Origin of the sequence: Rossellomorea sp. y25, assembly GCF_038049935.1 — a bacterium.
Taxonomy (GTDB): Bacteria; Bacillota; Bacilli; order Bacillales; family Bacillaceae_B; genus Rossellomorea.
Genome location: NZ_CP145886.1, coordinates 1,058,956 through 1,072,447, shown reverse-complemented (window position 1 = coordinate 1,072,447; position 13,492 = coordinate 1,058,956). Strand labels below are relative to the sequence as shown.

Below are 13,492 nucleotides of genomic sequence, written 5' to 3'. Positions count from 1 at the left end.
TCAATGAAGCCACGAACGTATCGTGAGTATATACAAGGAACCATCACGTTTGGAGTGGCGTATGGAGTCGTTTCGCTCCTGGCAAGATGGGTGACCGGCAATACGATTTTGTCCTCTCCTGAAACACTTGTGAAATATGGACTGCTTGGTGGAATCGGCTATGCCATGATGGGAGCCACCGCTCTCTTTCTATTCGGGTGGATCACCCCCTATATCAGGGAACGATTCCCAACCTACATGACTCTAGGGGATGTTTTGAAAGAAAGGCTCCGTGGGAGGTCATACTGGTTCGTCATGTGGGTATTGCTCCTGACAAGCCTGGACTCACTGCTTATACAAGCACTGGGGGCAGGTGTGTTATTTCATTTTCTATTAAAAACACCGATCTATGTAGGGTTACTCGTATTCTTTCTATACTGCTTCCTGTTGTCCATAGGGGGCATGAAGCAAATCCATCGCTTTGAAGGGATTCATATCTCGTTTATTTTCGCAGCCATCATTCTGATTCCCGTTTATTTTTTTATCCAAAAAGGTATTTTTCCCGTTTACGATGGATTGCTGCTTTATCATCCCTACTTATTATTTCTGAAACATAATGAAATCACCTTGTTCATTCTTACCGCATTTCTGATTGGATTCGGACAAGTATTGATCGACCGGGCGACCTGGCAGCGGATCTATATCATTGAAAAATCCAAGGTCCGAACATCCTTTATGATGGCCGGGATCATTTGGGCGACCATCCCCCTCGCCTTCACCGCGATTGTATTGATTGCGGTTTATGGGCAGGGCTTTGAAAACATTTACTCCATATTGAGTCAGCTGGTGGAGAAAATCGACTCATTGTTTCTGCTTCTATTATTTATCGGCTGCTGCTTCAGTGCCATCGCCTCCACCGTGGGGGCAGAGCTCCATGCCACATCGATCATGGTCATCCGGAATATGCTAAGCCACAAGTTCGATTGGAGTGAAGACCAGCAATTGAAAAAGACCTATTTGGTCTCTGGTGTGCTTTCCCTTTCACTCTTTCTCATCAGCTCGATCCTGTCACCCAGTCTGATGGAGCTTATCTTCTTTTTCGCCCAGGTGTATGCAGCCATCATTCCGACGATGCTGGTGGTCATCTTTTATAAAAGAACGATTCCGGTGCTCCTCCCTTATTGTTCGTTGATTGGTTTAGGAGTGGGGCTGCTGTCTCTCCTAAACTATAACTCAATTCAATCGACCTGGATCAGCTTTTTCGTGTCGAGTGGATTAGTGGTGATATCCCTGGTGGTTAATGAGATTCGGATTCATAGAAAATGAGACCACACTCGTAATGGTCCGAGTAAGAGAGTCGTCAAGTAGGCGACTCTTTTGACTTAATGGACTAAGACATCTACTAATCATAGGATTGTATGATGTTATCTATAAAGCCTCATCGTGATAGAATGAAAGAAACGATGAAACTATTACAAATAAGGAGGAAAGATAAGAATGACAGAATCAAAGGAATGGAAACATGGTGCTCGCGGACATTCATTCATCACTTCGTTTAGCGGAGGAAAGGATAGTGTCTTAGCTCTATACAAAGCATCGAAGGATGGAGAGGCGATCGGCCTGATGGTGATGCTGGAGGAAGAAGGAAAACGTTCCAGATCACACGGGATGCCTCCGGAGCTTATCCGAGCACAAGCGGAATCGATCGGCTTGCCCGTATTCACAGCAGCTGCCAGTTGGACAGATTATGAAGAAGTCTTCATGACCCTTTTAGATAAAGCAAAGAATCATGGGGCAGAAGTGTTAGTGACGGGAGACCTGGATATGCCTGAACACGGCTGTTGGCATGAAAAAGTGGCGAAGAACGCAAGGCTTAAACTCGGGATGCCTTTATGGGGAATGAACCATCGTGAAGCTGTCGAAGAGTTTATCAATCTGGGATTTGTATCCATCGTTGTTACGGTTAATTTATCCCTGGGCATGCGCCTTGAAGATTTAGGGCGAACGTTGACCCATGAATACATAAAGGAACTTGAAGCCCGTGGAATCGATCCTTGCGGAGAAGGTGGAGAATTCCATACCACAGTAGTGGATGGACCGATTTTCAAACAACCTGTTCCCGTTTTAAAACGTGAGATTATGAAAGACGGAGATTATGCTTTTTTGCCACTGGATCTGGATCAAATGTCGGATAGTCGCGTTAGAAAGTAACCCTGCATGATGATTGAACAATGAAAAAGCTGGAGATCAGATGGTTGATCTTCAGCTTTTTCCCCTTTAAATATAATTATTAAATTAAAATTGCACTCCTGATTCCAACACCAGATGTTCTTTGAGTGTTTGCTGTAATGTACCCTTTGTCTCTACTTGACTGTCGAATGACACTCCTGTATCAACTATTTTTCTGACAAGCTCTACCCGTAGCCCTGTAAGGATTGCCTTGCATCCCATCATATTAATTCCGTTTAAGATCTTCTCAAATTGAAAAATGACATCCAATTCCATTTCGGCAATACCCGATAAATCTATAATAAGGGTTTGAATTTGCATAGAACTGATTCCCATCAACACTTTCTCTTCCAATGTATTGATACGATAGGTATCTATCATTCCAATTAAAGGAAGTACCGCAACCGAGCTGGCTATCGGAATGATAGGTACCGATAGATTTTCCACCAGCTTTTTTTGCGACAATAGCAGTTCATCTTTGTAATCAGAATAACTGATAAAGAAATTGTTCAGGAACTGATCAACACTGTCATTGATTCGTTTTTCCAAATCAAAGAATTTCTTTCGTGGAGATTCATTATCCTCATTCTGATCATCAAATTGATAAAGGAAATACCATAAAGTTCTTCTAATTGCATGTACCCATTCCAGTTTGAATGCAAGTGTGAGAGAATGTTGCGCCCATGCAATACCCTCTACCTTTGCAAATTCAACCAGCTCTTCTTCTCTGTTTTCAACGATATAGTGAGCTAACATTTCTGCATTCTTTAATAGATCGATGTTTCCTTTTTCTAGAATATCATTGATTTTGCTCCCAACATTTACAGCTTCAGATAAGAGCATTTGCTGGAATTTCTCTCTGTTAGCCGTAAGAAAATCCGTTACCTCTTCCTTATTATGGAATAATCCATTCATCATAACACGCTCCTTTTTATCCTGATATATTCCCTATTCGTTGCTTTGAATAAAAATCCTTCTAAAACAAGTATTTCAAATATTTATTTAACATTTCACACCAATTTAATCGTCAGGTTTGTTGGGCAGAAAATCATTAATCAATTTACCCATTCATTTTAATCACCTATCGACACCTGTAAGAAAAGTGGGCCGGATACTTGGGACTACATTTGATTTGCTATGAACCTTAGAACAAACTCATCCTGCCTAATAAAAAGGTCAACAAAACAAAAAAAACAGTAAAGATATCTTAATTTTATATGTCTGAAAATTCTTATAATTAAATAAATACGGAGGGGAGGATGAATAGATGAAGACGAAGGTAAGTAGTTTCAGGAGCAGGGTTGTCATGATTGGAATAATGGTACTGATGTTAGCGATTAGCGGTTGCTCTACCAATATGGGGGCAAATTCGGGTGACCAGGCTGATGGACAGGCTTCCAACAAAGAAAATAAGTTGGTCATTGCCCGTCTATCCGATGTGGAGAATCTTGATCATCATTTTATGTCCACCATCAATGCAGCAAGTGTGACACACGGTAAAATTTACGAGGGGCTTGTCGGCAGAGACAAAAATGCCAAAATCAAGCCATTACTTGCTGAGGAATGGGAGCAGTTGGATGATACAACGTGGGAATTCAAACTAAGAGATGATGTCTCGTTTCATGATGGGACACCATTTAATGCCGAGGCTGTGAAGAAAACGTTTGGTCGTTTAACAGACCCAAAGGTGGCTTCGCCTCGAGCAGTTGTATTCAAAATGGTCAAGGAAGTAAAAGTAGTCGATGATCATACCGTTCAATTTCTTTTATCTGAACCTTTTTCACCCTTATTATCCATCCTGGCGAGTCATGAAGGCGGAATCATCAGTCCCAAGACGATCGATAAATATGGAAAGGACATTATCCAAGAGCCGGTCGGCACAGGTCCATTTGAGTTCAAGTCCTGGGAAACAGGAAAAGAGATTGTGTTTAATAGAAACGACGAGTACTGGGGAGATCAACCAACTATAAGCGAAGTCGTATTCAAGGTCGTACCAGAAGAGACAACGAGGATTTCTATGCTTGAAACAGGCGAAGCCCATATTGCGGAACCTCTTTCTGTCACGATGATGGATTCAGTGAAGGCTTCCGATAATGTTGAAGTATACCGAAGTGAAGGCTTTGGTACCGAGTATGTAGGATTCAATGTACAAAAGGAACCTTTCAATGATGTCCGTGTCCGGAAAGCCATATCCCATGCAGTTGAAATGGATTCCATCATGAAAGGTGTATTTAATAATATAGGAAAAAAGGCAAACTCCTTATTAGGGTCTAAAGTGTTTGGCTATCATCAGGATATGAAGGCATATGAGTATAATGTAAATGAAGCCAAGCGGTTACTGTCCGAAGCTGGGTATCCTGATGGATTCAAAACAACATTGCTTACAATGGACAGTAAGGAAAGGATCAGCCTGGCTGAAGTCATGCAATCCCAGCTCAAAGGAATTGGAATCGACCTGGAAATCCAGATCCAGGAGTATGGAACCTTTGTAGAGCAAGCCACAAGTGGAAATTCGGAAATGTTCATCATCAGTTGGAGAAATGCTACAGGTGATGCAGACTATAATCAATACAATCTTTTCCACAGCAACTCCCATGGACCTGCCGGAAATACATTTTTCTATAGTAATGAAGAGGTAGATCGATTGATCGAACAGGCACGTTCTGAAATGGTTCAAGAGAAACGATTGGAGCTTTATGCAAAATCTCAGGAGCTGGAAATGGAAGACGCGGTCTATATCCCGGTTCGAGTGATTGAAAATATGGCGGCGATTCGAAACAACGTAAAAGATTTTTCTATCAGTCCTGCCGGTTATTTGGAAATCAATGATGTTAGCATTCAATAATATCTCTTAACTAAACGATTCAGTAAAACCAAAAATGAGAAGTTGCCTAACTTCTCATTTCTTATTTCTATTTACTTATTCTTTCGTTCCTGCGCTTTAATGGCCACTTTTTCAAGTCCATCTTGTGCAAATTCCACATCTGACTTCGGCATTGCTTTATTATTCTTAAGGTCCTTGTTCTTCTGTTTAGACATACTTTCACCACCCTTTTTGTTTTATTTATATAGTGCACAAGGATGGCAATAAATATGAAGCCATTCGAAATTTCCACTGGCCTATGTGTTGAACATAAAAAAGTCGACTCCCATAGGAATCGACTTATTATAGTGAATGAAAGAAATTAAAAAACCCCATTTTCATTGGGTGAATCCTCCGGAATGGCTTGTCCAACATCCCACAATTCAACGATCCGCTCATCCTGGAAACGGAAGATATGAACGACAGCCCCTCCCAGGTCCTCTGGATTCTGTCTCACGTGTGAATGAACCGCAACCGTGTCACCTTCCTGGATGGCACGTTTGACTTCGAGCATCTTCTCAGGGTTTCCGGCTGCATTCTCTTCCATAGCAGACATAAGTGAATTGGCATCTCCTGGAAAATGCGGATTGTGGTGGCGAAAGTCAGGACTTACGTGACTCTCGTATGCTTCACGGACGTCTCCTGATGCGACAAGTTCCAGAAATGAGACTGCTCTTTCTTTAATGGTGAGTGAACCATTCATTTTAATCATCCTTTCATTTCAACCGAGATACTTTCATTTTATAGGATATGGAACGAATAGGCGAATGAATGTCCATGATGTAAAAAAGCATTGGCCCATGCAGGTCAATGCTTTTTTTGTCTTATCGTGTATTAAATGCATTCAACATCCAAATATGTTGTTCGAGTGATGTTTTAATTCCGATGAATAAGTCAGCTGTAGGCTGATCCTGAGAATCCTCTGCTGCTTCGATGATTTTCTTGGAATCATTCACGATTTGTTTAAAATCGTTTATTAATGCGTCCACCATTTCTGTGGCGGTTTCTTTTCCATTGGATTCTTCAATGGTAGCCGTTTCAAGGTACTCTTTTAGGGTAGCAATCGGCTTCCCTTTGATTGTAAGAATTCTTTCTGCTACTTCATCAATATAATTTCCCGCTTCGTTGTAGTATTCTTCAAATTTCTCATGCAGGGTGAAGAATTCCGGACCCGTTACATACCAATGATAATTGTGTAGTTTTGTATAAAGGACGTTCCAGTTTGCAAGTTGTTTGTTAAGGGCCACGACTAATTGTTGATTCATGTATGTTCTCTCCTTTTGTCTTTGTTATAAATGTATTATATCATTATTTATAATAATTATCAATTAATAAGTATTATCATAAAATACTGTACACCCTTATTCTATCCACTGAGATATAGAACATACAGCTTCCCCTAAAAACAAAACCAACAGGAGCATGACTCATTCCCTGAGTTCATCGCGCCTGTTGGTTTCATAGAAAATTATAGATCTTTTTGTTCCACATTAAGTTCAATCAAATTACCATCTGGATCGGCGCAGAAAATTTGGGCGAATCCACTTTTCGATTGTGGTTTTTCGAGAATTTCCACTTCGTTTTCTTTTAACCATTGGAGAGTATCATAATAGCTCTCCACTCTAAGGGCAAAATGGCCTTCCCTGCTGGATAGACGTTTATCCTTGCGTATGGTTTGCGAAGAAGGATCGACGATCAAGTGGAGCTGCTGACCCTCAATATCATACCAGGCACCCGGAAAACCAAAATCGGGACGCGGAATTTCGTTTAAACATAACGTTTTCCCATAGAAATCTTTTGCTTTTTCCAAATCTGTAACCGTAAGACTTACGTGATGGAGATATTTGTACTTTATCAAGACCTTCACTTCTTTCTTTTCAACTATTTAATTAATGGGAACAAGGTGCCTGTCCCCTCGTCCCACTTACACCGTCATCTTCCAACTGGACATTGCCAGCCAGTGTTCTTTCTCTTTATAGTCGGGCACGATTCTCCCGACAAGACGCCAGAAGGACCGGTCGTGATTGAGGTGGACCATGTGGCACATTTCATGGACGACGACGTAGTCGATGACATCCTGGGGGGCCATGGCAAGCTTCCAGTTGAAGGTCAATTGTCTTCTCCCATCACAGGTACCCCAGGTCGTTTGACTGTCTGAGATACGGATGGAACGGGGCTTGGTTTTAAAGTGACGTTGATGGACCGCAATGCTTTTCTCTACGATCGCTTTGCACTGCTTGTAGTAAAAACGTTTTAACGCCTGTTGGATCCGTTCATCCTCAAGCTCTTTTACTTGGATATGCAGTGTTTTTCCGTCAAATGTGACATGATCCTGTATGATCGATGGATCGTGTTGAACCTGTATGGGAAATGAGTTCCCAAGAAACAAAAAGGGTTCCCCATGTTGATAGGTCTTCTCCTGTGGTCCATTCAGACGATCCTTCATCTCCTTCGATCTCTCCAGGATCACATCCCATTTATCCTCCAGCAGCCGGATCACCGATTCGTCCGGGGTCCCTTTAGGTGCATGGACTTCAATGTTTCCGAAGCTGTCCAAGTAGATGCCGATGGATGTCCGATTCTTATATTTAATCTCAAACTGTATGGTCTCACCAGAATAAGTATGATTCATCTTTTATCCCCTGTATCGGATGGCCAACCCTTTTAAGAAATTCCGTGCATACCGGTCACCGCACACTCTGTAATTGTTATGGCCTTCTCTTCGCATAATCGCTCCCAATTCACCTTTTGTAATTACCACTCCAGCCAGATCCAGGATGTCGATCATATCCTCACTTGTTAATGAGAGGGCGATCTTCACCTTTTTTAATAGAAGATTATTCACATGTTCATACGTCAATTCCGGTCGTCCCGTCTGTCCCGGTTTTGGCCCTCTTTTAAACGTAATGAAGCCGTTCAAGAATGACTCGAACATTTCATCATCACATGGGATATGGTCTTCATCCTCCAGGATATCGTCCTCGAAATCATCACTATACTGTGTTTTTGTTAGAACCTTCAGCACTTCTTCCTTTGAAAGCTCAATGCCTCCCAGCTCAAAGATCTCAACCATTTCTGTATTTTTAAGATCCAATGCATATCGTAATCGAATCAATAGATCGTTATTATTTAGGTTCATGTGTCGACCTCCTGAAAAATTTCCTATCACTAAATTATTAGCTTACCACTTTAAGGACATGTTTTATAGTATGACCTCAATGAAAAAGAAGCTTACCGATTAATGAACCGATTCAGACATCTTCTGCGCATGCTTCGCCTTCTCTGGATAATCCTGTTATACTTACGATACTTACTATAAACCTGAAATGAGTGATGTCATGATTACCTCATATGAGAAAATCAATCTGTCCGGAAACAAACTGGCTGAAGTTTATCTCCATAAAACTCCCGACAAACGATTTATCGTATCGATACCAGCAATCCATTGGTCTGCAGAATTCAATCAAAAGGATGACATCAGAATTCAAAGTACAAAACTTCAATCCTCACTTAATTTCCATATGTTCCAAGGGGATACAGACGAATTGGTAACAGCTATCGAAAAGTTAGTTCAAAGCCATTTTTGATACACGACAGCAAATTTATTTGCTGTTTTTTTCTTGTTCAAATTAGAAAGGAGCCTTTTAAGTAACCGTCAACATATGTGTCATTCTCTCCGACATCTCTTCTCTTAGTTGATCCGATACTTTTTAACTCACACTGTTGATTTAACCTGACTCGGATGAATTCATTTATCATTTTGGGAGAATATATAAATTGTGCGTTCAAAGCAGGAAGGAGGCACACAAAATGAATTTCAGGAGGATGTTTATGGGTATTTTAAGTGGAAATCCAAAAGATGAACCAATGCATTATGGTGAAGTATTCAGCACATGGAACTATTTATTCTCAGCTAAAAATGCGGTTGCTGGTTATCAGCTTCAACTGAACCACGCCGGGGATGAAGATCTTAAGAAGTTACTTAAAGAAGGTATTGAAGCCGGGCAGGAAGAGGCAAAACAAATTGAAACCCTGCTTAAAGAAAATGGAATCGGCTTACCGCCTACCCCTCCAGAACCGCCACAGGCGTGTCTCGATGACATTCCAACAGGTGCCCGTATGCCGGACCCTGCTATCTCAGGAGCACTTTCAACCAATATTGCTGCTGGATTAGTTGCTTGCAGTACGGCCATCGGTCAATGTATTCGTGAAGATGTGGCCATGATGTTTGGACAATTCCATATGCAAAAAGCTCAATTAGGGGCTAAAGTACTCAAATTAAACAAAGAAAAAGGCTGGTTAATCCCGCCGCCCCTTCATAAAAACAAACAAGAACATTGTGATTGATGATCTGAATTCAGTTGTTAAAGACCTGTTCGTCTAACAGGTCTTTTACATTTCCCTAATTCTAAAGCCAAACTGGGATAGAAAGAAAAAAGAGGGATCTATTTAACGTAAGATCCCTCTCCCTAACTATTATCTAGTTATTATTGTTGTTTGGGCTGTTTGAGCTGCTTGAGTTGCTTGAACCATTGGAGTTGCTGGAATTACTACCGCCTTTTGCTCCAATTTCCTGATAGAATTTTTTGTCATGGTTTTCTGAGGTTGCTTCTCCGCCCTTTTCACCAATCTCTTGGTAGAATTCTTTATCATGGGTTCTGGCTGTTTTCTCTCCGCCTTTACGGCCTGCTTCTTCGTAACTCATTTTGCTGTTGTTGTCATTGTTGTTGCTACTGTTTTTGTTGCTGTTGTTGCTGTTACTGTTTGCCATAATGAAAATCCTCCTTAAGTTTAGTAAAAGTGGTGTGTACGTTTGTACACTCGTTATATACCTCGAAAGGATCTTCCTAAACGATTTTTTGGAGATTTTAACATTTTTGTAAATTAATTTATACCGTCGAATTCAGCTAACTAAAATAGCAAAACGTCCTGCCTTTATTGGAACAGGTCGTTTTGCTATTGTTATCATTTAAACTTACACGTCAACAAGCGGAAACCGAAGTGTAACCGTCGTACCTTTTCCCGTCTCGCTGTCAAAGTGTATGGTCCCCTTATATTTCTCCACAATGTTGAAGCAAATCATAAGACCCAGGCCGGTTCCTTTACTCTTCAAGGAATAGAAAGGAGTACCGAGGTTTTTCACTTCCTCCTGACTCATTCCACGTCCGTTGTCAATAATTCGAATGCAGACATGGCCTTTTACTTTGGTAGCCGTCACCTTAACGGACCCGCTATGCGGGGAAGCTTCGATGGCATTTTTCATTAGATTGATGAAAAGCTGCTTAAATTCAATAGAATTGACCGCCACATGACAATCCTTTTCCACGTTGAGATCAATGCCATTATCATTCAACAAACCGTACATGTTGAGGAGTTCCGTTACATCTTGCAGAACCAGTTCAATATCAACGTTGTCCACCTTCTCCCCTTGATCGGGCTTTGAAACGGAGAGGAACTGTGAAATGACATGCTCCGCCGTATCGAGTTCATTGATCATAAGGGAAAAATTCTGCTTCTGGCTTTGACTTAATGCGGGATTTTCCACATAAAATTGAAGAAATCCATTCACCACGGTCAAGGGATTCCGGATTTCATGGGCGACAGCCGCCGCCAGCTGACCAGTCGTCCTCATCCGCTCCGCCTGCTGCACCTGTTCATAGTAAACCCGCTGCTTCTGAATCCGCAGATTCGTTAAATGAAAGATAAAATACAGCAGGACCTGACTTGCCAGGAAGTTCACCACATTCCCTACTAAATCTGTGTATATGTAAGGATAATCCTGCCCCTTATCCACGAACCCGATATAACCGAATGTAAAGGCAATGAAAGCAAAATTGATCACAAGCGAAAAATAAAAAAGCCTCTTGTCAAAAAAGAGAATCGAAAAAGCAGGAATAAAACAAAGTAAAATAAACCCCGACCAGGTTTCCGGATACAAGTAAAACAGGGTGTAAAAATAACCGGTCGACGAAATGACCGTCATATATCTCATCCACGCATTCTCATACCAAGGATAAATCAATAGACAGCCAGAGATGATCACGATCATCACTCCATGCACCGCGAATCGTGAATTGACCGGATTATCCACCAGTAAACCCGCTATCATCAGGACGATGATCAACGAAACAATCATATAATAGTATTTCTTATGTAATCGGCCATTAAATTCTTTCATTAGAAATGCTCCCACTAGAAAACTCTATTTCTGTCATTCTATGACAGGACATAGTAACTATCTTACAAAAATCGGGAATAGTCAATAATGGAAATCAATTAAAATGGGAGGGACGGACCTTCACAAGGTCCGTCCCTCCTCAACATGATCAGAAAATATTCAGCAGCTCATCAAATGAATCAATGGCTTGGGTGTATTCTTTCGCCTCCCCAAATCCATAGCGGGCATAGATAAATGGAATCCCTGCTTCTTTTGCCGCCCTTTGGTCCCCTTCTGTATCACCTACGTATACTGGGTCAATTAAATGGTTGCGTTCGATGATCAGCTTAATATTCTCACCTTTTGAAAGACCTGTTCTGCCGGGGTTCTCATAATCGATGAAATGCTTATCCAGTCCATGATAGTCATAAAAGGCCTCGATGTATCCGTCCTGACAGTTGCTCACGATAAACAGCTTGGACTTCTTCGACAGCTCTACAAGCACCTTTTCCACATGGTTATAGAGACTCCCTCCATGCTTACTTAAGTGCGGGATTTCATGACTGGACAGATCTTTCAGTAGCTGCTCCCGCTCCTCTTCGTTCAATTCAGGGAACAATTTCTTCCCGATTTCCTTCATTTGAAGCCCCATGGTTCCCTCAAGATGCTCCCTTGTTATGCCTTCTTTTAACTGGTTATGTTCGTTGATGACGTTGTTCCATGCTTCCAGTACGGATTCTATTGGGTCCCAAAGTGTGCCGTCCAGGTCGAAGATGATGCTGTCCATGATCGGTTCCTCCAATTCGTTTTTTGTTAGGGAAAAATTGTCATTGTATGTAGTATAGCAGAAATTTCAGGGATAGGGTTATTTCCTAAACACTACAGGCGTTAGCTTGAGTAGTGGGACATGGTGCCTGTCCCCGATGTCCCACAAAGGAAATTTATGTTAATATGTAATAAAAAATGATTTGTAGAGTCATAGACTATAACGGAGGTTAAATCAATGAGCAAACATACCGAGCTGCGTAATCTAATTGATCAAAGCTGTCAAGAACTCGACTTCTCTGGTGTCGTCCTAGTTAAACAAGGGACAGAAGTTGTATCCGAAAGCGCCCGTGACTATGCGAACCGATCTGATCGCCTTCCGAACAAACCGACTACACGATTCGGAATTGCCTCCGGGAGTAAGTTATTTACGAGCATAGGAATAGCCCAATTGGTTGAAAAAGGGGCACTCTCTTTTGACACTCGTCTAAAGGATTGTTTGGATATCGACTTTCCTCATTTTGATGACCGTGTGACCGTCCATCATCTTTTGACACATACATCAGGCATTCCGGATTATTTTGATGAAGAAGTGATGTCTGATTTTGAAGAGCTATGGAAAGAAACACCAGTTTATCACATGAGATCGCTACGGGATTTCCTGCCATTCTTTCAATCCGGTCAGATGAAATTCACTCCCGGTGATCGATTTCATTATAATAATGCAGGTTTCATCCTATTGGGATTGATCATTGAACAGCAAACAGGGCAGTCTTTTACAGAATATATAGAATCTGAGATTTTCCATAAAGCAGGCATGGACCACTCTGGCTATTTTTCATTGGACTGCCTTCCTTCCAACACGGCAGTCGGATATATAGAGGAAGAGAATACATGGAGAACCAACCTCTATTCAATTCCTGTAAAAGGCGGGGCTGACGGCGGTGCGTTTATTACAGCATCAGACATGATGAGCCTTTGGGAAGCTTTATTTTCTTATAAACTGGTAAATGAAGAAACGACCGGGAAGCTGCTGACCCCTCATGTCCATGTGAATGGAGAAGTGCACTACGGGTATGGAATATGGATGAATCAAAGGAATGAGGAGATCTACAAGTTTCATGTGATGGGCTATGATCCCGGAGTCAGTTTCCGCGCCTCATTTTACCCTGCACTTGACTTGAAGCTGGCAATTCCATCTAATAGAGAATCTGGCCCGTTTGAAGTGACGAAATCGATTGAAGGTTATTTTGAAATCTGAGTGCATTAAAAATAGGGTTCCATCGTCCGGCTTTCCAGTAACAAAGAAGAACGATGGAGCCTCTTTTCTTCCAACAGCTTCAAGTGAAATATCTCATACCTCCCCATATTAAAATTATCGGAAATACGTATCCCGTGGTCTCAAGAAAAGGATGTAGTAATCCATAGGATACATGATGATCAGTACTGCATCAACTAACCCTAATAGGACCAACACCCGTTTTGTAAGGCTCATGGGT

16 protein-coding genes are annotated in these 13,492 nt (G+C 41.5%); 6 read left to right on the top strand and 10 right to left on the bottom strand.

Annotation, left to right across the window (positions count from 1 at the left end; all coding sequences use genetic code 11):
- Window positions 1–3 precede the first annotated feature (3 nt).
- Both AAEM60_RS05370 and AAEM60_RS05365 read left to right on the top strand, forming a co-directional pair.
- Window positions 4–1,305 (top strand): hypothetical protein, encoded by a 1,302-nt coding sequence (locus tag AAEM60_RS05370; RefSeq protein ID WP_341357618.1) that lies wholly within the window; start codon window positions 4–6, stop codon window positions 1,303–1,305.
- A gap of 171 nt (window positions 1,306–1,476) precedes the next feature.
- A complete protein-coding gene (locus tag AAEM60_RS05365) occupies window positions 1,477–2,190 on the top strand; it encodes a diphthine--ammonia ligase (protein WP_341357617.1) in 714 nt (237 codons plus the stop codon).
- An 84-nt stretch (window positions 2,191–2,274) separates the two neighbouring features.
- Here AAEM60_RS05365 and AAEM60_RS05360 read toward each other — a convergent pair whose 3' ends face one another.
- On the bottom strand, window positions 2,275–3,123 hold the full coding sequence (locus tag AAEM60_RS05360) for an STAS domain-containing protein (RefSeq protein WP_299746050.1): 849 nt from the start codon (window positions 3,121–3,123) through the stop codon (window positions 2,275–2,277).
- 352 nt (window positions 3,124–3,475) lie between these two features.
- Between AAEM60_RS05360 and AAEM60_RS05355 the strand changes: the two genes are divergently transcribed.
- Window positions 3,476–5,053: a glutathione ABC transporter substrate-binding protein gene (locus tag AAEM60_RS05355; protein WP_341357616.1), complete on the top strand. Its 1,578-nt coding sequence runs from the start codon at window positions 3,476–3,478 to the stop codon at window positions 5,051–5,053.
- Between the two features lie 71 nt (window positions 5,054–5,124).
- Here the strand turns inward: AAEM60_RS05355 and AAEM60_RS05350 are convergent, their stop codons facing one another.
- The 6 genes from AAEM60_RS05350 to AAEM60_RS05325 form a co-directional block, all read right to left on the bottom strand.
- Entirely contained in the window at window positions 5,125–5,247 is a 123-nt protein-coding gene (locus AAEM60_RS05350; protein ID WP_258549680.1) for a hypothetical protein, read from the bottom strand.
- Window positions 5,248–5,393: 146 nt separating this feature from the next.
- Complete coding sequence (locus AAEM60_RS05345) at window positions 5,394–5,774, bottom strand: nuclear transport factor 2 family protein (protein ID WP_299745827.1); 381 nt, start codon at window positions 5,772–5,774, stop codon at window positions 5,394–5,396.
- A 121-nt stretch (window positions 5,775–5,895) separates the two neighbouring features.
- A complete protein-coding gene (locus AAEM60_RS05340) occupies window positions 5,896–6,336 on the bottom strand; it encodes a DNA starvation/stationary phase protection protein (protein ID WP_113970302.1) in 441 nt (146 codons plus the stop codon).
- Window positions 6,337–6,539: 203 nt separating this feature from the next.
- Window positions 6,540–6,929 (bottom strand): VOC family protein, encoded by a 390-nt coding sequence (locus AAEM60_RS05335; protein WP_299745822.1) that lies wholly within the window; start codon window positions 6,927–6,929, stop codon window positions 6,540–6,542.
- A 66-nt stretch (window positions 6,930–6,995) separates the two neighbouring features.
- On the bottom strand, window positions 6,996–7,703 hold the full coding sequence (locus AAEM60_RS05330; RefSeq protein WP_299745819.1) for a SprT family zinc-dependent metalloprotease: 708 nt from the start codon (window positions 7,701–7,703) through the stop codon (window positions 6,996–6,998).
- A 3-nt stretch (window positions 7,704–7,706) separates the two neighbouring features.
- Complete coding sequence (locus tag AAEM60_RS05325) at window positions 7,707–8,210, bottom strand: DUF1456 family protein (RefSeq protein ID WP_299745816.1); 504 nt, start codon at window positions 8,208–8,210, stop codon at window positions 7,707–7,709.
- Between the two features lie 199 nt (window positions 8,211–8,409).
- Between AAEM60_RS05325 and AAEM60_RS05320 the strand changes: the two genes are divergently transcribed.
- Both AAEM60_RS05320 and AAEM60_RS05315 read left to right on the top strand, forming a co-directional pair.
- On the top strand, window positions 8,410–8,658 hold the full coding sequence (locus AAEM60_RS05320) for a YueH family protein (RefSeq protein ID WP_299745813.1): 249 nt from the start codon (window positions 8,410–8,412) through the stop codon (window positions 8,656–8,658).
- A 244-nt stretch (window positions 8,659–8,902) separates the two neighbouring features.
- Window positions 8,903–9,418, top strand: a complete 516-nt coding sequence (locus AAEM60_RS05315) for a DUF3231 family protein (RefSeq protein ID WP_299745810.1) — start codon at window positions 8,903–8,905, stop codon at window positions 9,416–9,418.
- A 133-nt stretch (window positions 9,419–9,551) separates the two neighbouring features.
- Here the strand turns inward: AAEM60_RS05315 and AAEM60_RS05310 are convergent, their stop codons facing one another.
- From AAEM60_RS05310 to AAEM60_RS05300, 3 genes are all read right to left on the bottom strand, one after another.
- Window positions 9,552–9,842 carry a general stress protein gene (locus tag AAEM60_RS05310; RefSeq protein ID WP_341357615.1) on the bottom strand — a complete coding sequence of 97 codons (291 nt, stop codon included), beginning with the start codon at window positions 9,840–9,842 and terminating at the stop codon, window positions 9,552–9,554.
- Between the two features lie 204 nt (window positions 9,843–10,046).
- Window positions 10,047–11,249 (bottom strand): HAMP domain-containing sensor histidine kinase, encoded by a 1,203-nt coding sequence (locus tag AAEM60_RS05305; protein ID WP_341357614.1) that lies wholly within the window; start codon window positions 11,247–11,249, stop codon window positions 10,047–10,049.
- A gap of 148 nt (window positions 11,250–11,397) precedes the next feature.
- Window positions 11,398–12,015, bottom strand: a complete 618-nt coding sequence (locus AAEM60_RS05300; RefSeq protein WP_341357613.1) for an HAD family hydrolase — start codon at window positions 12,013–12,015, stop codon at window positions 11,398–11,400.
- Window positions 12,016–12,231: 216 nt separating this feature from the next.
- On the opposite strand from AAEM60_RS05300, the gene AAEM60_RS05295 reads away from it, so the two are divergent.
- Window positions 12,232–13,254: a serine hydrolase gene (locus AAEM60_RS05295; RefSeq protein ID WP_341357612.1), complete on the top strand. Its 1,023-nt coding sequence runs from the start codon at window positions 12,232–12,234 to the stop codon at window positions 13,252–13,254.
- Window positions 13,255–13,492: the final 238 nt, after the last annotated feature.

Excerpts from the sequence above, each read along its gene's own strand:
- AAEM60_RS05370 (WP_341357618.1), top strand. The coding sequence starts at position 4 with ATGAAGCCACGAACGTATCGTGAGTATATACAAGGAACCATCACGTTT.
- AAEM60_RS05365 (WP_341357617.1), top strand. The coding sequence starts at position 1,477 with ATGACAGAATCAAAGGAATGGAAACATGGTGCTCGCGGACATTCATTC.
- AAEM60_RS05360 (WP_299746050.1), bottom strand. The coding sequence starts at position 3,123 with ATGAATGGATTATTCCATAATAAGGAAGAGGTAACGGATTTTCTTACG.
- AAEM60_RS05355 (WP_341357616.1), top strand. The coding sequence starts at position 3,476 with ATGAAGACGAAGGTAAGTAGTTTCAGGAGCAGGGTTGTCATGATTGGA.
- AAEM60_RS05350 (WP_258549680.1), bottom strand. The coding sequence starts at position 5,247 with ATGTCTAAACAGAAGAACAAGGACCTTAAGAATAATAAAGCAATGCCG.
- AAEM60_RS05345 (WP_299745827.1), bottom strand. The coding sequence starts at position 5,774 with ATGAATGGTTCACTCACCATTAAAGAAAGAGCAGTCTCATTTCTGGAA.
- AAEM60_RS05340 (WP_113970302.1), bottom strand. The coding sequence starts at position 6,336 with ATGAATCAACAATTAGTCGTGGCCCTTAACAAACAACTTGCAAACTGG.
- AAEM60_RS05330 (WP_299745819.1), bottom strand. The coding sequence starts at position 7,703 with ATGAATCATACTTATTCTGGTGAGACCATACAGTTTGAGATTAAATAT.
- AAEM60_RS05325 (WP_299745816.1), bottom strand. The coding sequence starts at position 8,210 with ATGAACCTAAATAATAACGATCTATTGATTCGATTACGATATGCATTG.
- AAEM60_RS05320 (WP_299745813.1), top strand. The coding sequence starts at position 8,410 with ATGATTACCTCATATGAGAAAATCAATCTGTCCGGAAACAAACTGGCT.
- AAEM60_RS05315 (WP_299745810.1), top strand. The coding sequence starts at position 8,903 with ATGGGTATTTTAAGTGGAAATCCAAAAGATGAACCAATGCATTATGGT.
- AAEM60_RS05310 (WP_341357615.1), bottom strand. The coding sequence starts at position 9,842 with ATGGCAAACAGTAACAGCAACAACAGCAACAAAAACAGTAGCAACAAC.
- AAEM60_RS05305 (WP_341357614.1), bottom strand. The coding sequence starts at position 11,249 with ATGAAAGAATTTAATGGCCGATTACATAAGAAATACTATTATATGATT.
- AAEM60_RS05300 (WP_341357613.1), bottom strand. The coding sequence starts at position 12,015 with ATGGACAGCATCATCTTCGACCTGGACGGCACACTTTGGGACCCAATA.
- AAEM60_RS05295 (WP_341357612.1), top strand. The coding sequence starts at position 12,232 with ATGAGCAAACATACCGAGCTGCGTAATCTAATTGATCAAAGCTGTCAA.